At 54.5% G+C, this 19,866-nt stretch carries 21 protein-coding genes; 14 read left to right on the top strand and 7 right to left on the bottom strand.

The genetic code is table 11. The annotated features are described in order from the left end of the window. Window positions 1-36: 36 nt before the first annotated feature. The 4 genes from ppiB to purK all read left to right on the top strand — a co-directional run bounded on the left by ppiB (window position 37) and on the right by purK (window position 2,964). Window positions 37-531 carry a peptidylprolyl isomerase B gene (ppiB, locus tag RTX30_RS14910; protein ID WP_312690942.1) on the top strand — a complete coding sequence of 165 codons (495 nt, stop codon included), beginning with the start codon at window positions 37-39 and terminating at the stop codon, window positions 529-531. A gap of 2 nt (window positions 532-533) precedes the next feature. Then, window positions 534-1,256, top strand: coding sequence for a UDP-2,3-diacylglucosamine diphosphatase (gene lpxH / locus RTX30_RS14905; protein WP_312690941.1), 723 nt, complete (start codon window positions 534-536; stop codon window positions 1,254-1,256). Window positions 1,257-1,384: 128 nt separating this feature from the next. Then, on the top strand, window positions 1,385-1,894 hold the full coding sequence (gene purE / locus RTX30_RS14900; RefSeq protein WP_312690940.1) for a 5-(carboxyamino)imidazole ribonucleotide mutase: 510 nt from the start codon (window positions 1,385-1,387) through the stop codon (window positions 1,892-1,894). Beyond that, complete coding sequence (purK, locus tag RTX30_RS14895) at window positions 1,891-2,964, top strand: 5-(carboxyamino)imidazole ribonucleotide synthase (RefSeq protein WP_312690939.1); 1,074 nt, start codon at window positions 1,891-1,893, stop codon at window positions 2,962-2,964. Before purE ends, purK begins: the two co-directional genes overlap by 4 nt. Before the next feature lie 50 nt (window positions 2,965-3,014). Here the strand turns inward: purK and RTX30_RS14890 are convergent, their stop codons facing one another. The 6 genes from RTX30_RS14890 to ybbA all read right to left on the bottom strand — a co-directional run bounded on the left by RTX30_RS14890 (window position 3,015) and on the right by ybbA (window position 10,332). Further along, on the bottom strand, window positions 3,015-3,674 hold the full coding sequence (locus RTX30_RS14890; protein WP_312690938.1) for a methionine ABC transporter permease: 660 nt from the start codon (window positions 3,672-3,674) through the stop codon (window positions 3,015-3,017). Further along, window positions 3,667-4,689: a virulence-associated ABC transporter ATP-binding protein SfbB gene (sfbB, locus tag RTX30_RS14885; RefSeq protein WP_312690937.1), complete on the bottom strand. Its 1,023-nt coding sequence runs from the start codon at window positions 4,687-4,689 to the stop codon at window positions 3,667-3,669. Before sfbB ends, RTX30_RS14890 begins: the two co-directional genes overlap by 8 nt. 57 nt (window positions 4,690-4,746) lie before the next feature. Beyond that, the gene (locus RTX30_RS14880; protein WP_312690936.1) at window positions 4,747-5,583 is read right to left on the bottom strand and encodes a MetQ/NlpA family ABC transporter substrate-binding protein; all 837 of its coding nucleotides are present in this window, start codon (window positions 5,581-5,583) and stop codon (window positions 4,747-4,749) included. A gap of 300 nt (window positions 5,584-5,883) precedes the next feature. Next, on the bottom strand, window positions 5,884-7,032 hold the full coding sequence (locus RTX30_RS14875) for an autotransporter domain-containing protein (protein ID WP_312690935.1): 1,149 nt from the start codon (window positions 7,030-7,032) through the stop codon (window positions 5,884-5,886). A gap of 202 nt (window positions 7,033-7,234) precedes the next feature. Next, complete coding sequence (gene ybbP / locus RTX30_RS14870) at window positions 7,235-9,649, bottom strand: putative ABC transporter permease subunit YbbP (RefSeq protein WP_312690934.1); 2,415 nt, start codon at window positions 9,647-9,649, stop codon at window positions 7,235-7,237. Further along, window positions 9,646-10,332 carry a putative ABC transporter ATP-binding protein YbbA gene (gene ybbA / locus RTX30_RS14865; RefSeq protein WP_312690933.1) on the bottom strand — a complete coding sequence of 229 codons (687 nt, stop codon included), beginning with the start codon at window positions 10,330-10,332 and terminating at the stop codon, window positions 9,646-9,648. The genes ybbP and ybbA overlap by 4 nt, the downstream gene beginning before the upstream one ends. Here ybbA and tesA point away from each other — a divergent pair. The 7 genes from tesA (at window position 10,300) to RTX30_RS14830 (ending at window position 17,041) form a co-directional block, all read left to right on the top strand. Then, window positions 10,300-10,926, top strand: coding sequence for a multifunctional acyl-CoA thioesterase I/protease I/lysophospholipase L1 (gene tesA, locus RTX30_RS14860; RefSeq protein ID WP_312690932.1), 627 nt, complete (start codon window positions 10,300-10,302; stop codon window positions 10,924-10,926). The genes ybbA and tesA overlap by 33 nt on opposite strands. Before the next feature lie 10 nt (window positions 10,927-10,936). Next, window positions 10,937-11,725 carry an SDR family oxidoreductase gene (locus RTX30_RS14855; RefSeq protein ID WP_312690931.1) on the top strand — a complete coding sequence of 263 codons (789 nt, stop codon included), beginning with the start codon at window positions 10,937-10,939 and terminating at the stop codon, window positions 11,723-11,725. A 59-nt stretch (window positions 11,726-11,784) separates the two neighbouring features. Beyond that, window positions 11,785-12,639 carry a co-chaperone YbbN gene (locus RTX30_RS14850; RefSeq protein ID WP_312690930.1) on the top strand — a complete coding sequence of 285 codons (855 nt, stop codon included), beginning with the start codon at window positions 11,785-11,787 and terminating at the stop codon, window positions 12,637-12,639. Window positions 12,640-12,723: 84 nt separating this feature from the next. Beyond that, window positions 12,724-13,638 carry an SPFH domain-containing protein gene (locus RTX30_RS14845; RefSeq protein ID WP_312690929.1) on the top strand — a complete coding sequence of 305 codons (915 nt, stop codon included), beginning with the start codon at window positions 12,724-12,726 and terminating at the stop codon, window positions 13,636-13,638. Beyond that, entirely contained in the window at window positions 13,635-14,096 is a 462-nt protein-coding gene (locus RTX30_RS14840; RefSeq protein WP_409429820.1) for an NfeD family protein, read from the top strand. Before RTX30_RS14845 ends, RTX30_RS14840 begins: the two co-directional genes overlap by 4 nt. Before the next feature lie 24 nt (window positions 14,097-14,120). Further along, the gene (locus tag RTX30_RS14835) at window positions 14,121-16,334 is read left to right on the top strand and encodes a hypothetical protein (protein ID WP_409429821.1); all 2,214 of its coding nucleotides are present in this window, start codon (window positions 14,121-14,123) and stop codon (window positions 16,332-16,334) included. Further along, window positions 16,304-17,041, top strand: a complete 738-nt coding sequence (locus RTX30_RS14830) for a DUF3142 domain-containing protein (protein WP_312690928.1) — start codon at window positions 16,304-16,306, stop codon at window positions 17,039-17,041. Before RTX30_RS14835 ends, RTX30_RS14830 begins: the two co-directional genes overlap by 31 nt. Here RTX30_RS14830 and cueR read toward each other — a convergent pair. Further along, entirely contained in the window at window positions 16,995-17,405 is a 411-nt protein-coding gene (gene cueR / locus RTX30_RS14825) for a Cu(I)-responsive transcriptional regulator (RefSeq protein WP_312690927.1), read from the bottom strand. The genes RTX30_RS14830 and cueR overlap by 47 nt on opposite strands. 228 nt (window positions 17,406-17,633) lie before the next feature. Here cueR and RTX30_RS14820 point away from each other — a divergent pair, with 228 nt between their 5' ends. The 3 genes from RTX30_RS14820 to RTX30_RS14810 all read left to right on the top strand — a co-directional run bounded on the left by RTX30_RS14820 (window position 17,634) and on the right by RTX30_RS14810 (window position 18,991). Next, complete coding sequence (locus tag RTX30_RS14820) at window positions 17,634-17,930, top strand: NINE protein (RefSeq protein WP_312690926.1); 297 nt, start codon at window positions 17,634-17,636, stop codon at window positions 17,928-17,930. A gap of 234 nt (window positions 17,931-18,164) precedes the next feature. Next, window positions 18,165-18,533: a hypothetical protein gene (locus RTX30_RS14815; protein ID WP_312690925.1), complete on the top strand. Its 369-nt coding sequence runs from the start codon at window positions 18,165-18,167 to the stop codon at window positions 18,531-18,533. Continuing rightward, the gene (locus RTX30_RS14810; protein WP_312690924.1) at window positions 18,530-18,991 is read left to right on the top strand and encodes a YbjP/YqhG family protein; all 462 of its coding nucleotides are present in this window, start codon (window positions 18,530-18,532) and stop codon (window positions 18,989-18,991) included. The genes RTX30_RS14815 and RTX30_RS14810 overlap by 4 nt, the downstream gene beginning before the upstream one ends. The last annotated feature ends 875 nt before the right edge of the window (window positions 18,992-19,866 follow it).

Genomic DNA, 19,866 nt, shown 5'->3' with positions numbered 1-19,866 from the left:
GGTCCTGGCACCACCCTATCAGAACAGGATGCAATAATGGTTACTTTCCACACTAATCACGGCGATATCGTAATCAAAACCTTTGATGACAAAGCGCCTGAAACAGTTAAAAACTTCCTGGACTACTGCAGTGAAGGCTTCTACAACAACACCATTTTCCACCGTGTAATTAACGGTTTTATGATCCAGGGCGGCGGTTTCGAACCGGGCATGAATCAGAAAACCACCAAAGACCCCATCAAAAACGAAGCCAACAACGGTCTGAAAAATACCCGTGGCACGCTGGCAATGGCGCGCACCCAGGCTCCGCATTCTGCTACCGCGCAGTTCTTCATCAACGTGGCGGACAACGACTTCCTGAACTTCAGCGGCGAGAGCCTGCAGGGTTGGGGTTACTGCGTGTTTGCAGAAGTGGTTGAAGGGATGGACGTGGTAGACAAAATCAAAGGCGTCTCCACTGGCCGCAGCGGTATGCACCAGGACGTTCCGAAAGAAGACGTGATCATCGAAAGCGTGACCGTCAGCGAGTAATCGTGGCGACACTCTTTATCGCAGATCTGCATCTGCAAACAGAAGAACCGGCGATCACCGCCGGTTTTCTGCGTTTTTTAGCGGGCGAAGCGCGCCAGGCAGATGCCCTTTACATTCTGGGCGATCTGTTTGAAGCCTGGATTGGCGATGACGATCCAAACCCGCTGCACAAGCAGGTCGCGGCCGCGATCCGCGCCGTCGTCGAGGCGGGTGTCCCCTGCTACTTTATTCACGGCAACCGTGATTTTCTGTTGGGTAAACGTTTTGCCCGTGCCAGTGGTATGCAACTGCTGCCGCAAGAGCAGGTACTCAACCTGTACGGTCGTAACGTGTTGATTATGCACGGCGATACCCTGTGCACTGATGATGAAGGCTACCAGGCGTTTCGGGCTAAAGTTCATCAACCCTGGCTACAGACACTGTTTCTCGCTTTACCGCTGTTTATCCGTCGCCGCGTAGCGGCAAAAATGCGCGCCGGCAGCAAAGCCGCTAACAGCAGCAAGTCACTTGAGATTATGGACGTCAACGCGCAAGCGGTGGTGGCAGCCATGGAGCAACACCGCGTACAGTGGCTAATTCACGGGCATACTCACCGTCCAGCTATCCATACGCTAACCGCAAATAACGCGCCTGCCCACCGTGCCGTGTTAGGCGCATGGCACAGCGAAGGTTCAATGGTGCGTGTCAGCGAAACTGACGTAGATCTGATCGCTTTCCCCTTCTGATGACGTTTTCGCTGCCGCGACGATCGCCGCTTACATCGCCACGCAACCGTTTTCCTTGGCCGTTTTACGTGCTATTCTCTGTGCCCTCTTATGTAGTCTGAAGCACACCCACAGGAGTTTTGAGACGCATGTCTTCAAGCAACCAACCGGCGCGCATCGCCATTGTTATGGGCTCGAAAAGCGACTGGGCCACCCTGCAGTTCGCCGCCGAAATCCTCGATTCCCTGCACGTTCCGCACCATGTTGAAATCGTCTCTGCACACCGCACCCCGGATAAACTGTTTAGCTTCGCCGAAGAGGCAGAGCAAAACGGCTATCAGGTGATTATTGCCGGCGCAGGCGGGGCTGCGCATCTTCCGGGCATGATCGCGGCAAAAACACTGGTACCAGTATTGGGTGTGCCGGTACAAAGCGCGGCCTTAAGCGGCGTGGACAGTCTGTACTCTATTGTGCAGATGCCGCGCGGTATCCCCGTCGGCACGCTGGCTATTGGCAAAGCAGGCGCAGCCAACGCCGCCCTGCTGGCCGCACAAATTCTTGCTCAGCATGATGCTGCACTGCATCAGCGACTGGCGGACTGGCGTCAGGCGCAGACTGATGAAGTGCTGGATAACCCGGACCCACGAGGTGCGGCATGAAACAGATTTGCGTACTGGGCAATGGTCAGCTTGGGCGCATGCTGCGCCAGGCTGGCGAGCCGCTGAGCATTGCCGTCTGGCCCGTCGGGTTGGACGCCGATCCGCAAGCCGTGCCGTTTCAGCACAGCGTTATTACCGCGGAAATTGAGCGCTGGCCAGAAACCGCATTAACCCGCGAGCTGGAACGTCACCCTGCCTTTGTTAACCGTGATGTGTTCCCGATCATTGCCGATCGTCTGACCCAAAAACAGCTGTTCGATGAACTTGGACTGGCGACCGCCCCGTGGCAATTACTGGCTGACAAAAGCGAATGGCCTGCGGTGTTCTCGCGCCTGGGCGAACTGGCGATTGTTAAACGTCGCGTGGGCGGGTACGACGGTCGCGGCCAGTGGCGTTTGCGTGAAACAGAAACGGCACAGCTGCCAGACGACTGCTACGGTGAATGCATTGTCGAGCAGGGCATTCATTTTTCTGGCGAAGTCTCACTGGTGGGCGCGCGCGGCCACGATGGCAGCACAGTGTTCTACCCTCTGACCCACAACCTGCATCAGGATGGGATCCTGCGCGCCAGCGTCGCGTTTCCAAAACCAAATGCAGAACAGCAGCAACAAGCCGAAAGCATGTTGTCAGCCATCATGCATAAGCTCAACTACGTGGGTGTGATGGCAATGGAGTGTTTTGTCACACCCGGTGGGTTGTTAATCAATGAGCTGGCACCGCGCGTGCATAATAGCGGCCACTGGACCCAAAATGGGGCATCAATCAGCCAGTTTGAACTGCATCTTCGTGCAGTGGTTGATCTGCCACTGCCCCCGCCCGTGGTCAATAGCCCGTCGGTGATGATTAACCTGATCGGTAGCGATTTAAATTACGACTGGCTGAAACTGCCCCTGGTGCATCTTCACTGGTACGACAAAGAGGTGCGTGACGGGCGTAAAGTCGGCCATTTAAACCTCAATGATGATGATACCGATCGTCTGAGCGCCACGCTGGAAGCACTGGTGCCTCTGCTGCCGCCGGAATACGCCAGTGGTATAGCCTGGGCGCAGTCACTGCTGTCTCGCGGCTAACCCTGACGGATAAAACAAAGCCGCCCGTGGGCGGCTTTGTTTGTTGCGCATTAATGGCGATCGCGTTTATCGGCGCGTTTTGCCAGCCAGTCGCCCAGCACCTGTACAACCTGCACCAGAACAATTAATGCCACCACGGTGGCAATCATCACCTGAGTTTCATAGCGGTAATAACCGTAGCGGATCGCCAGGTCGCCCACACCGCCACCGCCAACGATCCCCGCCATTGCTGAATAACCAATCAGGCTGACCAGCGTAATTGTCAGGCCGCGCAGTAAACCGGCGCTGGCTTCGGGTAATAACACCGTACAAATAATGCGTAACGGACTGGCACCAAAGGCTTCCGCCGCTTCAATAATTCCCTTGTCGACTTCGCGCAGGGCGCTATCTACCAGTCGGGCATAAAAAGCAATCGCTGCGACCGATAACGGTACCGACGCCGCAATCGGGCCGATGGTGTTACCCAGCAGGAACTGCGTTAAGGGCAGCAACAGCACCAGCAGGATCACGAACGGCACCGAGCGGATCACATTCACCAGCACTGAACTCAGCAGATAAACCAGCCGGTTTTGCCAGAACAGGTGCCTGTCGGTCACAAAAATCAGAAACCCCAGCGGCAAGCCGCCAAGGATTGCCAGCACCGTCGAGATACTCAGCATCTGGAAGGTTTCGCCAAACGCCAGCGTCAGGTCTGCAATTAAATCATCCACGGATCACCTCCACCTGCGCGGTACGGTTGCGAATATACGCTACCGCGTCACTGACAAGTTGCGGGTTGTCAGCACAGGTCAGTTGCACCACTAATATTCCCAGCGCCCGTTCGCCAATGTACTCAATTTTACCGTGCAATATGTTCACCGCGACGCCAAACCTGACCGCCGCGTCAGAAAGCACGGGCTGTTCAGCAGAATCGCCAATAAACAGGATCTTCAGCAACTGGCCCGGCAAATGTTGCTGCAGGCGCTCCGGCAGAGTCAGATTCAGCGTGTGCGAAACTAACTGCTGCGTAAAGGCATGTTGCGGGTGAGCGAAGATATCGAAAACCTCTCCCTCTTCCACGACCCTGCCGCCAGACATGACGGCCACCCGATCGCAGATCGATTTGATGACATTCATCTCGTGAGTGATCAGCACGATGGTGATCCCCAGTTGCGCATTAATCTGCTTGAGCAGGGCCAGAATGGTGGCAGATGTTTCCAGATCCAGGGCCGAGGTCGGCTCATCACACAACAGCACATCCGGATGATTGGCTATGGCGCGGGCAATACCCACCCGCTGCTTTTGCCCGCCGCTCAGTTGTACCGGAAAGCGACTGGCTTTATCGCTCAGCCCTACCAGCGCGAGGATCTCCGCCACGCGCGGGGCGATTTTACTGCGCTCCCAGCCTGCGGCTTTCAGGCTGAAGGCCACGTTCTGCGCTACAGTCCGGGTATGCATCAGGTTGAAGTGTTGGAAAATCATACCAATGCGCTGACGTGCCTGACGCAGGGTCGCCCCTTCGAGGGCGGAAATCGCCACGCCGTTAATTTTTACACTGCCCTGGCTTGGGCGCTGTAAGGCATTGAGCGTACGCAGCAACGTACTTTTGCCAGCACCGCTGGTACCGACAATGCCAAAGATCTCACCCGCGCGAATGCGTAATGTCACCTCCTCTACCGCACGCGTAGTGCTGGCGGCGCCCCGGCCAGCGGGAAAATCGACGCAAACCTTCTCTATTTCGATCATGCAAACCTCAAACGGCAAAAGGCAGGCCGCAGCCTGCCTGTTCATTCCTGTGACGTGTTATTTCTTATCAGCGTTGGTCATCCAGTCGGGTTTCTGAAAAGCGGTAAAGATGTTTTTAGGATCGTCGATCACCGCGCGGTAAGCCGGGGATTTCACCACTTCAATGATATCTTTGGCGAAGGGCTTTTCCGCATCTTCTGTGCGCACCGCGATGATATTTTTCAGGTTCTCATCCAGATGCTCTTGTTTCAGCGCCGCGTTAAGATCCATTCTTGCCGCAATCGCGAAATTGCCGTTTACCAGCGCTGCGGTTGCGCTGTCCAGCGTGCGGGGCAATTGCGCCGCTTCCAGCGGTTTAAACACCAGCCCCTTCGGGTTGCTGGCAATATCGCGCTCGGACGCTTTCGTCGGATCGATATTATCTTTGATGGTGATCAGATTGAGCGCTTGCAGGAAACGCAGCCCACGCGCAAGGTTGGTGGGATCGTTGGACAACGTCACAATGTCGCCCTTTTTCAGCTCATCCAGGCTTTTGATTTTGTGGGAATAAAAACCCATTCCCGCCGTCGGGACGGAGAGCAGTTTGGTTAATTTCAGCCCTTTATCGGCGGTGAATTTATCGAAATAAAGGCTGTGTTGAAACAGGTTGGCATCGATGCTGCCGTTCGACAGCGCCATGTTGGGCTGCACATAGTCACTGAATTCGCGCACGACAACCTTATAGCCTTTCTCTTTCAGCGAGGGGGCAATGGCTTGTTTAACCATGTCGCCATAAGGGCCTGGCGCCACACCGAAGACAATGGTGTGGGGATCGCTACTGGCCTGAGCAAACGGTAAGCCGCATACCAGAAGTACTGCGCCGAAGGCGGCGCGCAAGCTGAGACGCTGTCTCATAAATTCTCCCTAACGAGTGGGTCTGCTGTGTGACGCGGCGTGCAATGCGACGCGTTCCCTTTTCAGCCTGTGAAGAAGGCTGCCGACTAAGATGGCATAAACGCAACGCGGCGGTAATTGAAATAAATTCAACTTACCGTGAAGTATGTCACTGAATGGAGGGGAGATCCTGGCGGGGTAACACAATGAAGCATAACGAAAAGCCACACGTTTGATGGGCTGTCTGGCTCTGGTTATGCTTTTTATCGCTAAACATTGCCGGATTTAAACGAAGCGATCCGGCAAGTGCGTTGCGCCGGGTTAGAAGTCGTAGCGCAGACGAACGATGTTCATGTCGCCCAGTGACTTATCGGTGCTGTTGGTGAAGACGTGTTCGTAGTCAACACGGAAACCGTAATCCAGCTGGAAGGTCACACCCAGGCCGTTGTCGATACGCTGATAGTAACGACCGGTCGTGTATTTCAGGCGGTCGCCCATCACGTAAGGCTGAACGTATTTAAGCGCATACTGACCGACAGGAATTTTGTATCCGGCAAAATATTCAATACCCCACGCATCGCCTGCAAAGTAGTCGTGAACATTTTTCTGCCCGGTGGTCAGGAAGTTTTCGTACCAGCCGCCGCCGAAGGAGAAGGTCCAGTTATCCGGCGTCCAGCTCAGCGCGGTACCGTAAATATTCTGGCTGTAAGAATCGGTGTCGCCGCTGGTGCTGTTACGCACATTGGCCTTGGTGTAGTTCCACGCGGTGCCCCAGGTCAGGTCTTTCGCCAGGTGGTAATCCACGCCCAATGAACCGCCGCCATTACGTTTGTAACGCACGCTGTTGCTCAGCAGCAGATCCGTGTCAGCGAACAGGTAAGAAGCATAGAGATCAACGTCACCGAATGTATTTTTATATTTCAGCATCTTGCGAGAACGATAAGAACCGTCGTAGTCACCTTTCACGCCGTTGCCCGGAGCTTGGGCTTTCATGTCGTAGTCCCAGATATCGGTTTTCGCACCGACCACATCGTAGTAAACGCTGTTCTGCTGACCAAAGGTCAGTGTACCCCAGGTCTTGCTTTTCAGACCGGTGTACAGCATACGGCGCGTCGTATTGTTTGCGCCTTCGGCATAGTGGCTATCCCAGTCAAACAGCGCCGGAACGTTAACGCCCAGTTCGTAGTAGCTTACCCAGCTAATATCATCGAACAGGTAATAATCCGCCGCGAAACGGAAGCGAGTGCCACCGTCATAACCGTTGCGTTTGTAGGATTTGTTATCTTTGTCACCCATGACATTGTCAAACTGCGGACGGATAGAACCGCCAACGGTAAAATTCAGGCGGCTTAACGGATTACCTGCCTGCGGGTCCTGTTTCAGGACGGTGATTTCAGCCTGAGTTGCGAAAGACGTCAATGCCACTGCTGCGCCAATGGCTGTCGCCAGTGCGCTTGTTTTTATTTTCATGATTAGGGTTTTTCCTTGATGGACAGACACAGCCAATACAATTAGCGGTCAAATAGTAACTTTTATAAGCCGATGTTTTGTGGGGATTTTTTGTTATTTTGTGCTGCTAAACATCTGCCAGGGGAACTTTTACACTTTGAAATAAACGCACACCAATGGAATCATCGGCGTGCGTTTCGTTGAGCAAATATTGATGAAAAGGTTAATGACCAAATTGACGGAACAGCGCTTTTCCTTTAAGCAAACGGCTGCCCAGCCACACACCACAGAAAGAGAGCAACAGGGCGCCGCATAATGGCAGCGTTAGCCATAGCCGCCAGTCAGGCTCCCATGGGAAGTCAAACACCCGGGTCTGCAGCACGGCCAGCGCCGTCTCGGCACCGATGGCCGCCACCAGGCCGGACACCAACCCCAACAACGCGAATTCACACCAAAGTGTTGTGCGCAACAGCCGCTTGCCCGCCCCTAACGTGCGCCAGACGACCAGTTCCTGATGTCGCTGGCGCATGCCAACCTGGACCTGCGCCAGTAGCAGCAGTACGCCACAGGCCGTGACCAGCACAACCATCACCTCTAACGCCCGGCTGACCTGTTCCAGCACCTGGCCAACCTGATTTAAAATCGCACCAATATCCAGCAGACTGACCGTCGGAAAGGCACGGTTGAGCTGCGTTAACATGCCGTTGCCATTCTGCCAACGGAAACTGGTCAGCCAGCTTTGCGGCTGCCCATCCAGCGCGCCCTGCGGGAAAATAAAAAAGAAGTTGGGCCGCAGGCTTTCCCAGTCCACCTTGCGCAGGCTGCTGATTGTGGCGCTAAAATCCTGGGTGTCGCCCCTGAACGTGACGCTATCGCCCAGCTTTAGCCCCAGCCGTTTCGCCAGCCCCTCTTCCACTGAGACCTCACCACGTTTCGGCGGCCAGCTCCCCGCTGTGATCGGGTTATGATCCGGGCGTTGTAACTGCCAGGTCAGGTTCAGTTCGCGGTTCAGCGCTTCATCGGCGTTGCCCTCCGTCGACTGACCGTTCATTTGCGTCAGCCTGGCGCGCACTATCGGATAGAACGCCTCCGGGTTCACCTGATGTTGGGCAAGAAATGCCTTCACTGGCGTAACCTGTTCTGGCGCAATATTGATCAGAAAATAGTTCGGGCTTTCTGGTGGTAACTGTTGCTGCCAGCGATCCAGTAAATCACCGCGCAGCACCAGCAACATCGCCAGTAGCATAAAGGAGAGTGAGAAGGCCGAAAGCTGGCTTAAGGTCGACCACGGCTGGCGCAGCAATCGGTTAACGGCAAGCCGCAGCGGCAATGCTTTTAGCGTTAGCCGTTTTAGCACAACGAGCAGCAGCCAGCCGAGTCCGCCGCACAGCAATGCCAGCACGACGGCGCCAGCCAGCACCGACCACAGCAGCATGCTGCCGCCCATCAGCCAGGCAAGCAGCGAAACAGCTACCGCACCGATCACCGGCACGTAATATTTCAGCGGCCAGACATTCGCCACCACATCCCGGCGCAGTACGCGAAGCGGCTGGGTCGCCAGCAGTAAACGGTATGGACGTAACCCCACCAGCAGTGAAATCACTACCATCGCGCCTATCGCCCACAACCATGGCCACAGGCTGGCGGGCGGCAGCGCAGCAGGTAGCACGGGTTTGAGTAACAACATTAAGGCGTATTCAAACAGCAACCCGGTTGCCCCGCCGGCTAACGCCGCCAGCGCCAGCACCATCAGCCACTGCCCGACAATCAGCTTACGCAGTTGCGCACGCCCGGCTCCCAACGTTTTGAGTACCGCCACCAGATCGTAACGACTGCGACAGTAATGCCCCATTGCAACAGCGACCGCCGCCACTGCCAGCAGCAGCGTTAACAGCGCCGACAACAGCAAGAACTGCTGTGAACGTTGCAGCGATTTTCCCAGCGCACCGTCATCCTGCTCCAGCCCATACCAGCGCTGTTCCGGCGTCAGCTGCGGCAACAGCCATTTTTCATACATAGCCAGTTGCGCAGGCGTACCGCCAAATTTTACCCGCCAGCTCACACGGCTTCCTGGCTGTATCGCACCTGTTCTGGCCACATCTGCGGTGTTCATCAACAACCGTGGCGCCATTTGGAACGGATTAAACCCCGAGTCTGGCTCCTGCAGCACTTCCCCGGCAATCCGCAGCGTCGTGTCTCCCACTTCCAGGGTGTCGCCAGTTTTCAGATCCAGCAGTGCCATTAACCTTGGCGCCAGGAGCACCGTGCCCGCTTGTGGCTTCAGGCCCGCCGGGCGGGTTTGCAACGCGCCGTACATCGGGTAGATATCATCCACGGCTTTCACATTGGCCAGTTGCGGCGTGTCGCCAGCAAAGGTCATGGTGTTGAAACTGATCTGTTCGCTGACGGTAAGGCCGTTTTTTCGTGCCTCATCAAGCCAGGCCTGGGGTACCTCGCGACTGCTGCGTAATGCCCGATCACCAGCCATAAATTCACGGCTCTGCTGGCTCAGCCCTTTTTCCATACGATCGCTGATATTCCCCAGCGCCAGTACGCAGGCCACGGCAAGCGTCAGCGCCAGCCAGACGATCAACAGCGATGGCGATCGCCATTCACGCCAGAACCAGCGGGCGATCATGCTTCCTCCTGCAGAACACCGTTAACCAGGCGTAAACGCCGATCGCAACGCGCCGCCAGTTGCGGATCGTGCGTGACCAGCAGCAGCGTTGTGCCAAATTGTTGGTTCATGGAGAAGAGTAAGTCGGCGATTTTATCCCCGGTTTGCCGATCGAGGTTACCCGTAGGCTCATCGGCAAACAGCACTGCAGGCCGCCCATTGAAAGCCCGCGCCAGCGCCACACGTTGCTGTTCACCGCCGGAAAGCTGAGCTGGCAGATGATCAAGACGTTTACCCAGTCCCAGCTCTTCCAGCAGGGCTTTGGCGCTGTTACGGCTTGCGCCGCTGTTTTCGCCGCGTAACAGCGCCGGTAATTCAACGTTTTCCAGCGCATTAAGTGTCGGAATCAGCATGAAAGATTGAAAAACAAAGCCGATATTTTGCGCCCGCAGTTGTGCGCGTGCTTCTTCATCCATTGCATGCAGCGGTTTACCCAGCAGATTGACTTCGCCGCTGCTGCCGTCATCCAGCCCGGCGAGGATCGCCAGCAATGTCGACTTCCCGGAACCGGATTCGCCAATCAGGGCGAGAGTTTCGGCTGGTTTGACAACAAGCTCAACTCCGGTAAGGATGGAGAGTTCATGCTCCCCCTGACCGACGGACTTCTTAAGATGATGAACTTCAACAATGTTTTCCGCTGGCATTTGCCCTTCCTGTTTTTGCTTTTGTTCACGTTCCGCGCCGCCGCAGCAGACACGTTATTAATTCTTGGCGACAGTCTGAGTGCCGGTTACCGCATGGCAGCCAACGCCGCATGGCCCGCGCTGCTCAACGATAAATGGCAGCAAAAACCGACGGTGGTTAATGCCAGCATCAGCGGAGACACCGCGCAGCAGGGTTTAGCACGCTTGCCCGCGCTGCTGAAGGAGCATCAACCGCGCTGGGTGCTGGTGGAACTGGGCGGCAACGACGGCCTGCGTGGTTTTGCGCCGCAGCAGACAGAGCAGACGCTGCGCCAGGTGATTCAAACAATTAAAGCCGCCAACGCCGAACCGCTGCTGATGCAAATTCGGCTGCCCGCCAACTACGGTCGTCGCTATAATGAAGCGTTCGGCGCCATTTATCCTAAGCTTGCCAACGAGTTGAAAGTCCCTCTGCTGCCCTTTTTTATGGAAGAGGTCTATCAGAAATCGCAATGGATGCAGGATGATGGCATTCACCCAAACCGCGATGCCCAGCCGTTTATTGCCGACTGGATGGCAACGCGACTGGCTCCTTTAGTTAACCACGACTCCTGACCAATCAGGGATGCCTCCAGGTAAAGTTATGCAAAAAACGATCTTAATAACAGGATGTTCCAGCGGTATCGGCCTGGAAAGCGCACGCGAGTTGAAACGCCAGGGCTTTCACATCCTGGCGGCCTGCCGCAAGCCGGATGATGTGGCGCGTATGGATCGGGAAGGCTTTACCGGCATTTTGCTGGATCTCGACGATGCGCAAAGCGTTGAGCGGGCGGCGGATGAAGTGATCGCCCAGACCGGAAATCGCCTCTATGGCATTTTTAATAATGCCGGTTACGGCGTCTATGGCCCCCTGTCGACCATCAGCCGGGCGCAAATGGAACAGCAATTTTCCAGCAACTTTTTCGGCACGCATCAGTTAACCCTGCGTTTATTGCCCGCGATGTTACCGCACGGCGAAGGGCGAATCGTCATGACCTCATCGGTAATGGGCTTAATCTCTACGCCGGGGCGCGGCGCATATGCTGCCAGTAAATATGCGCTGGAAGCCTGGTCCGACGCTCTGCGTATGGAGCTGCGCCATACTGGCATTAAGGTGAGCCTGATTGAACCTGGTCCCATCCGCACCCGCTTTACGGATAACGTCAACCAGACACAGAGCGATAAGCCGGTAGAAAATCCCGGCATTGCCGCGCGATTTACCCTCGGCCCGGAGGCGGTGGTCGCGAAAGTACGCCATGCTTTTGAGAGCAATCATCCCAAAATGCGCTATCCGGTGACGCTGGTCACCTGGGCGGTGTGCGTACTAAAACGCCTGCTGCCAGGGCGCGCGATGGATAAAATTTTACACGGGTGAGTTGAAGGCCAGGCGCCTGTCCCCATGTAGTACTAAACAGTAAAAACAGAGAATTGCACATGTCCGCACAGAATATCGTCAATATTACCGAAGCCAATCTGCAACAGGTTCTGGAGCAGTCCGTCGCCACGCCAGTGTTGTTCTATTTCTGGTCCGATCGTAGCCAGCATTGCCAGCAACTGACGCCGGTGCTGGAAAATCTGGCCGCACAGTACAACGGGCAATTTATTCTGGCGAAAGTGGATTGCGACGCTGAACAGATGGTGGCCTCGCAGTTTGGCCTGCGCGCGATCCCGACCGTTTATCTGTTCCAGAACGGGCAGCCGGTAGACGGGTTCCAGGGGCCGCAGCCTGAAGAAGCTATCCGCGCCCTGCTGGACAAAGTGTTGCCGCGGGAAGAAGAGCTGAAAGCCCAACAGGCGATGCTGCTGATGCAGGAAGGCAAGCACACCGAGGCGCTGCCGTTACTGAAAGAAGCATGGCAGCTTTCGCAACAGAGCAGTGAAATCGGCCTGCTGTTGGCCGAAACCCTGATTATTCTTCACCGCGCGGATGAAGCCGAAACGGTACTGAAAACCGTGCCATTGCAGGATCAGGACACCCGCTATCAGGGGCTGATCGCGCAGATAGAACTGTTGAAGAAAGCCGCCGATACGCCGGAAATCCAACAGTTGCAGAAGCAGGTCGCTGAGAATCCGGACGATGCGCTGCTGGCGACGCAACTGGCGCTGCAATTACATCAGGTTGGCCGCAACGAAGAGGCGCTTGAGTTGCTGTTCAGTCATTTGCGCAAAGATCTTTCCGCCGCGAACGGCGAAGCGCGCAAGATGTTACAGGAAATCCTGGCTGCGCTGGGCACGGGCGATGCGTTAGCCTCGAAATACCGCCGCCAGCTTTACTCCCTGTTGTATTAATTCCGCGGCAAAATTTGGCGATCATGCTGCTTTGATCGCCAATTCCGGCTAAGATGGCATCAAATTAAACAGGAGGTTTTTTTGATGCCAATCGTCATTCTCGTTCTTATCTTCGTCGCGCTGGTGGTGGTCATCTCTGGCGTAAAAATTGTCCCTCAGGGCTTCCAGTGGACCGTGGAACGCTTTGGTCGCTTCACCCGCACGCTGCAACCGGGCCTTAGCCTTGTAGTGCCGTTTATGGATCGTATTGGTCGTAAGATCAATATGATGGAACAAGTTCTCGATATTCCCTCTCAGGAAATCATCTCAAAAGACAACGCCAACGTCACCATCGACGCGGTCTGTTTTATCCAGGTTATTGATGCCCCCCGCGCCGCCTATGAGGTGAGCAATCTGGAGCTGGCGATCATTAACCTGACCATGACCAACATCCGTACCGTACTGGGTTCCATGGAGCTGGATGAAATGCTTTCCCAGCGCGACAGCATTAATACCCGCCTGCTGCATATCGTCGACGAAGCCACCAATCCGTGGGGCGTAAAAGTCACCCGTATTGAAATTCGCGATGTGCGCCCGCCCGCGGAACTGATTGCTTCCATGAATGCGCAAATGAAAGCGGAACGTACGAAACGCGCTTACATCCTCGAAGCGGAAGGGGTGCGCCAGGCGGAGATCCTGAAAGCGGAAGGGGAAAAACAGTCGCAGATCCTCAAAGCGGAAGGCGATCGCCAGTCGGCATTCCTGCAGGCTGAAGCCCGCGAACGTTCGGCTGAGGCCGAAGCCCGCGCCACGCAAATGGTGTCTGAAGCCATCGCTGCCGGTGATATCCAGGCGGTGAACTACTTTGTCGCGCAAAAATATACTGAAGCGCTCCAACAAATTGGTTCTGCGAACAACAGCAAAGTGGTGATGATGCCGCTGGATGCCAGCAGCCTGATGGGCTCCATTGCCGGGATCGCCGAACTGGTCAAAGACAGCGCCAGCGAGCGTAAAAAATGATAGCCGCGTTGCTGCTTGAACATACGCACCTTGCCTGGCTCACGCTGGGCGGGTTGTTGCTCGCCGCCGAGATGCTGGGTGGCAATGGCTATTTGCTGTGGAGCGGCGTCGCGGCGGTGCTCACTGGCTTAGTCGCCTGGGTAATCCCTTTCGGCTGGGAGTGGCAAGGCGTCCTGTTCGCAATATTAACCATGCTTGCCGCCTGGCTATGGTGGCAATGGCTTTCGCACCGCGTTAAGCAACAAAAACCTGCAGACGCGTCGCTTAACCTGCGTGGGCAACAGTTGATGGGCCGCCGTTTTCAGCTCGATACCGCACTAATAAACGGTCGGGGCCATATGCGTGTCGGCGATAGCTCATGGCCTGTGAGCGCCGGAACAGATTTACCAGCAGGCACCCGTGTCGAAGTGATCGCCGTGGAAGGCATCACATTGCATATCAAAGCCATTAGCAAATAACACAACTCTAAGATCACGGGAGCGATCGTGCTAAAAAGCCCTCTTGTGCCGGGTGTATGCCTGGCTTTTGCCTTCAGCGCCCCTGCGCTGGCCTCATTTGATATGGATGACTGCCCGTGGGGCCGCGCGGGCTGCTTTGTTGTCAGCCCGCCGGTTCTGGCCATTGAAACCGATACACGCGATAACCTGCTCCGGCTTATTGATGAGCAGAAAGGGATCTCGCCGCTGCGTCAGCCAGTGCCGCCAGATATTACCCGCAGCCGCGACTTTTATTTCGGCGTGCATATGGCTAACCCGACCAGCCCACCGCCAGAAACCGCGCCCACCCCACTTGTGGAAGATACACTGCACCAACAGATGATCGCACTCGGCCTGGATCCTGAAGCTGCCACCGATGCGGTGCTGCAGCGCATGACGGCGCAAGGCGCAGACCTGCAGGATGCCAGCAACGCGGCGGTGCAACAGGAAGATCTGGAGAACCGTTTTGTCTCGCGCAATGACGACTCGCTGTCAGCTTTTTTCGCCGCCATGCTGGCAGACGACTCGCTAACAGCGGATCAACGCCGGGCACTGGCTAAAGCACGGATGGCAGTGAATGGTACCTCCGACAGCGAGCAGGCCGTCGCGGCACTGAACGTCCCGGAGGGCTCGACGGCCCAGGGATTCCGTTTGTATCTGCAAGGCGCAAATGATTTTTACGCCGGGGATTATGCCGAATCCGGGCGCATTTTTACCGCCCTGAAAACTCACCCTCAACCGTGGCTTGCCGAGACAGCAAGCTATATGTTGATGCGTAACGCCCTCAACGCCAGCACCGAGAATGCTAACGGCGAATACGGCGACTTTGATGTGCGCAAAGTGGATAAAGCCCTCGCACAGCAGGCGCGGGACGCGGCGGAAAGTTATCTGAAAAGCTGGCCGCAGGGCGCTTATGCAGACTCAGCGCAGGGAATGCTGCGGCGTATCAACTGGTATTTGCAGGATAACAATGCGCTGGCGAAACTCTATGAACAGGCGCTGTCGCAGAGCAGCAACGCCGATGCGCTGGTCGCGCTGATCGGTGAAAGCGACAATAAATTAATTAGCCAGGATATCACCTGGGGCAGCGATACCTTCCTGAATGCGCCAGATGCCTCACTGATGACGTTTATTGAGACGTTGCGCCTGATGCGTGATAACAAATGTGATGGCGAGCATCACTGCGTCGATCAGGCATGGCTCGACAGCCTGAAAAGCGATTTTGTGAAAAACAAACGTGAGGATATGTGGAATTATCTGCGCCTGATGCTGGCATGGAGTAAAAAAGAGTACGCCAGCGTACAAAGCGGCATTACCCCGGCGCAAACCTTGCCACCGCATAATATTCTCGCGTTTAGCGAGCAGACGCTCTATGGCGATGCGCTGATGGCGCAAAAACAGTGGCCCGCCGCGCAGCAGCACTGGCTGCACCTGCTCACGCTGAGTAAAGAGGTTGAGCAGCAACAACTCCTTCAGGCCAAACTGGCGGCTACTCTGGTAGAAAGTGATGCACTGGTACAAATTTTTGCCGCCGACAGCCAGATAACCAATCTGCGTTATCGCTCGCTGGTGTTGAAAACCAAAGCCTCGCGGGAGGTCCTGCGTCAGCAGGCGAAACAAGGCCCGAACAAAGAAGAACGCACGATTGCGCTGCACACATTACTGACGCGTGATCTGACCGAAGGGCACTACGGTGACTGGCTGCAGGATATGTCGCTGACCACGGCAATTGCCCCGCCGCTGGCTGAAGAAGCCTTTGATGATGTGAATTTAACCTCGTTTAACTGGCAAGGCACCGAGAAAGAAACGGCATATTTCTGCGCTCCGCTGGACAAAATCGTCACCACCCTGAGCCAGAAAGCACACGATGCCCATGCGCTGAACTGCCTGGGTGAGTTTTTCCGCACCACGCAAACCCGGGTGACGCTGGAGAAAGATCGTGGCGGCAATGACCTGCTCGACGTCGTAACCCACACTGATGCGCGCCCAGGCGTACCGCACCGTCTTGCCCTCTATCAACAGGTAATAGCCGATCCCAAAGCTGAACCCGAAGATAAAAGCTATGCGCTGTATCGTGCCGTGATGTGTTATGCCCCGTCGGGTTACAACGATTGCGGCGGTGCAGACGTCGATAAAGCCGTGCGTAAAGCGTGGTTCCAGCAGCTCAAGAGCCGTTACCCGGGAAGTGTATGGGCCAGAGAACTCAAGTATTACTGGTAATCGCGTTTCTTTGCTCTCTGCTCCCCTCCTCTGCCTTCACGGCGGAGGGCGGGCAGTACTGGCTATGGTCCGGCGTTCGTCCTGGCGCGGCATTGCGTCATGCCGATACCGTTTACCTGCACCAGGGCGATGTGATTCTTCTGGAGGGCAACGTTCAGTTCGAGCGGAAAGGCTTGCCGGTGAATCGCCTGACTTTTCCGCAGATCTGGTTAACGGTTCGCTTTACCACGCTGGATGTACCCGATGAACAGCTGATGCGAATCATCCGGCTGGCGGAACGCTGGCGCGCGGCCGGAAACCAGGTCGTGGGTCTGCAGATAGATTTTGACGCTGCGACATACCGACTCGACGACTATGGGCAATTTTTACGCCGGCTACGGCAACGCCTGCCGTCACACTATGCGCTGAGCATCACGGGGCTGCTGGACTGGGCCAGGACGGGGAGTGTCAACACACTCAACACGTTGCCTGTGGATGAGTTAGTGGTGCAGAGTTATCAGGGACGCAGTACAGTTCACAACTATTCGGCCTATTTGCCGGCGCTGGCCGGGTTGCGCATACCCTTTAAACTCGGGGTAGTGCAACACGGCAAGTGGGACAGCGATGATGCGCGGCGGCTGGCCGCTTCGCCGTGGTATCGCGGGACGGTAATGTTTATGCTCAACCCTTCACAGCGTGATGGCAACAGCCGGAAAGATTATCAATAATCGGGCACTCGGCGCTGTCGTCGCCGGGGCAGGCATCGGCCAGCGCCAGCAACTGGCTACGCATCTGTTGTAATTCGGTAATGTGTCGTTCAATCTCTGCCACTTTCAGCAACGTTCGCGCCTTCACATCCGCACTGTGACGGGCCGGATCGTTAAATAACGTCACCAGCTCACCGCACTCCTCAAGGTTAAATCCCACCTGACGCGCCTGGCGTAACAGGGTTAATTCATTCAAGTGCTGCTGGGTATAACTGCGATAGCCATTTTCACTGCGTAGCGGCGGCGTCACAAGCCCCTTCTCTTCATAAAAACGGATCGCTTTACTGGTCAGGCCGGTTTTTTTCGCGACATCGCTGATATTCACATTTACCCCTTGCAGCCAGAGTGGCAACCATTAGTTCGTGCACCGGTATCATTTTTGGGCGCTTTCATCGTTTTTAACACCCCTCTACAATATTAATGGGCGCTTTATAGCAAAACAAACCTATCTTTGTTGCCAATGCATTTTTTATTTCCCCCTGTTACCGCTTCGCTATAACATACGACGCGATGTTTCAAAAAATGATAAATGATTTACACACAGGAGTTTTTTATGAGTGATATGGCATTTTGCCGTGGTTGCGGAAAGGAAATTCATAAAGAGGCAGTGGCCTGCCCGAGCTGCGGTGCGCCGCAGGCTGCAGCTGGCAAGAAAAGTCGCATTTCGGCCGCATTGTTCGCCTTCTTCTTAGGCGGTTTCGGTGCACATAAATTTTACTTAGGAAAACCTGGCCAGGGTCTGCTTTATCTGATCTTCTTCTGGACCTTTATTCCGTCGATCATTGCCTTTATCGAGTTTATTATTTACCTGTGCAATTCCGATCAGGAATTTGCCCGTAAATACGGCTAACGATCTGCCCGCATCACGCGTCAGGCCTCGCATTATGCGGGGCTTTATTTTTTATATTTTCTAGCAGGCCTTTCCCGGCGATAACTTGCGTAGTGACTGAAAAACCTACCAAAAACAGCAGCCATATTTTGCCACCAAATAAGATTACTCTCATTTTCAGCCTGTTGGCGTGCGGTAGCATGGCTGCGCTTTGTAATACCTTATGTTTTACTCTTTTTCTCCAGAGGGATGTTTATGGCATGGGATAAAGATGCAGCGGTGGCTTATCTGGTGAAACATGCCGGAGCTAAATCGCGATCAGAATGTGCTACTTACACACGTCAGGCAATATCGGCAGGTGGAATTAATCTTATAAGAACAGGCGATGCCAAAGATTATGGTGACTCGCTCTTAAAAGCAGGATTTACAGCATTGCCTGCTTCGGCTACGCCGGAAAAAGGAGATGTTGCCGTTATTCAGCCTTATCCAGGCGGTAATATCAGTGGCCATATGACGATGTTCGACGGCAAAAACTGGTATTCAGATTTTAAACAACGGGACATGTACCCAGGCCCTGGCTATCGCAGATTCCACCCACCGTATGTTATCTACAGGAAAAAATGATGCGTTACGTACTTTCGTTATTGCTGGCGCTTTACCTTCCTTTTGCAAGTGCAAACACCGGGACGGATGTGCAGAAAGAGATCACGGCGTTTTACACCTATTACCTGAATGAATTTGGCAAAACGCCGCCAGATGAACTGATTAAAACGAAAACCATGCAGCAATGGGCATCAAAGAAATTACTGGCGCGAATGGCCGTAATTTATGACATGCCTGAACAGGAATTATTGGGCTCAGATTACTTCACCTATTGCCAGGACTATGACCCGGCATGGATCGCACGCCTTAATGTCTCCCCTGCCAAACCAGATGGAGACAGCATGAAACTGGACGTTTCACTGGGTATTGAAAATAACAAGGCAAAACATCTTCAGGTATGGACGCGAAAGGAAGAGGGCAAATGGAAAATATGGCGCGTTGTTGACGCCGGGAACCATTACGAGCAGAAGCTCGATTAACGCAAGCTGAATCCGCCATACGCCCCGCACACCTCGCGGGGCTTTTTTTTGGCGCTTATCTGCAAGCAGCAATGCAGGGCGGATGACAAATCCCGCCTTCTTTACGGATCGCCGTCGGAGCCGAAGTCTCAGGACTCGCGGTTCCCGGAACAGATAAGCCTGTGTTCAACTATACAACCAAGCACTCATATCACGTGAAAAACTGAACGCCCACATCTACTATGTGCTGAAAATGGAATAACGGAATTATCTTTTACGTATCCTCCGTATCGACCATTCAACAATAGCAATAAGTAAAACAGCGACGATAGCGGAGAACAAGAAATACAACAGGATTAAATTGTTATCCAGTCGTTCCGAGTAATCACGCATCTCCCCTAAACCCAGGCTGGTTATAAAGTCAGTAAATGGAACATTGATGCTGTTAACAAGCGGGCGGAGGGAGCCACTCACAGCGACCAGATAGCTGAGCACGAAGAAAGCGACAACCCGTCCCCCCATTTAGTGAGCACTAACATTACAACCCCCTCCTGTGTTACCGGTCACTAATACCTCACCATAAGCCATCAAACCATTGCCACCAGATATAGGCATCTTATGAGTATGTAGCAACTTGATATGATTTTTTTGTAGAAAGCAAAATAGATTACGCGCATTTTTCTATCAGGACAAAATAGACAAGAAATGTTTTTACTTAAAAAAGGAGACTGACAACTCTTTGATAGTATTCCGCAGATCGCTCACTTTAAATAGTATGTAAATGACCACGCCTTATAAGAATTATCTCAACAAATATTGTTAACAGAGCAGTTAAACCCACTGACCTGCCCCCAGGATTAGATACAACCTTCAGTTAGTAATGTCGGTTGGTTTTT

Source organism: Kosakonia sp. (assembly GCF_032052965.1).
GTDB lineage: Bacteria > Pseudomonadota > Gammaproteobacteria > Enterobacterales > Enterobacteriaceae > Kosakonia.
This window is presented reverse-complemented; position numbering and strand designations above follow the sequence as displayed.

What these genes read in the sequence shown, in the direction of transcription:
- ppiB (WP_312690942.1), top strand. Translation starts at nt 37, where the DNA reads ATGGTTACTTTCCACACTAATCACGGCGATATCGTAATCAAAACCTTT.
- purE (WP_312690940.1), top strand. Translation starts at nt 1,385, where the DNA reads ATGTCTTCAAGCAACCAACCGGCGCGCATCGCCATTGTTATGGGCTCG.
- purK (WP_312690939.1), top strand. Translation starts at nt 1,891, where the DNA reads ATGAAACAGATTTGCGTACTGGGCAATGGTCAGCTTGGGCGCATGCTG.
- sfbB (WP_312690937.1), bottom strand. Translation starts at nt 4,689, where the DNA reads ATGATCGAAATAGAGAAGGTTTGCGTCGATTTTCCCGCTGGCCGGGGC.
- RTX30_RS14880 (WP_312690936.1), bottom strand. Translation starts at nt 5,583, where the DNA reads ATGAGACAGCGTCTCAGCTTGCGCGCCGCCTTCGGCGCAGTACTTCTG.
- RTX30_RS14875 (WP_312690935.1), bottom strand. Translation starts at nt 7,032, where the DNA reads ATGAAAATAAAAACAAGCGCACTGGCGACAGCCATTGGCGCAGCAGTG.
- ybbP (WP_312690934.1), bottom strand. Translation starts at nt 9,649, where the DNA reads ATGATCGCCCGCTGGTTCTGGCGTGAATGGCGATCGCCATCGCTGTTG.
- tesA (WP_312690932.1), top strand. Translation starts at nt 10,300, where the DNA reads ATGATGAACTTCAACAATGTTTTCCGCTGGCATTTGCCCTTCCTGTTT.
- ybbA (WP_312690933.1), bottom strand. Translation starts at nt 10,332, where the DNA reads ATGCCAGCGGAAAACATTGTTGAAGTTCATCATCTTAAGAAGTCCGTC.
- RTX30_RS14855 (WP_312690931.1), top strand. Translation starts at nt 10,937, where the DNA reads ATGCCTCCAGGTAAAGTTATGCAAAAAACGATCTTAATAACAGGATGT.
- RTX30_RS14850 (WP_312690930.1), top strand. Translation starts at nt 11,785, where the DNA reads ATGTCCGCACAGAATATCGTCAATATTACCGAAGCCAATCTGCAACAG.
- RTX30_RS14845 (WP_312690929.1), top strand. Translation starts at nt 12,724, where the DNA reads ATGCCAATCGTCATTCTCGTTCTTATCTTCGTCGCGCTGGTGGTGGTC.
- RTX30_RS14840 (WP_409429820.1), top strand. Translation starts at nt 13,635, where the DNA reads ATGATAGCCGCGTTGCTGCTTGAACATACGCACCTTGCCTGGCTCACG.
- RTX30_RS14830 (WP_312690928.1), top strand. Translation starts at nt 16,304, where the DNA reads ATGGGCCAGAGAACTCAAGTATTACTGGTAATCGCGTTTCTTTGCTCT.
- RTX30_RS14820 (WP_312690926.1), top strand. Translation starts at nt 17,634, where the DNA reads ATGAGTGATATGGCATTTTGCCGTGGTTGCGGAAAGGAAATTCATAAA.
- RTX30_RS14815 (WP_312690925.1), top strand. Translation starts at nt 18,165, where the DNA reads ATGGCATGGGATAAAGATGCAGCGGTGGCTTATCTGGTGAAACATGCC.
- RTX30_RS14810 (WP_312690924.1), top strand. Translation starts at nt 18,530, where the DNA reads ATGATGCGTTACGTACTTTCGTTATTGCTGGCGCTTTACCTTCCTTTT.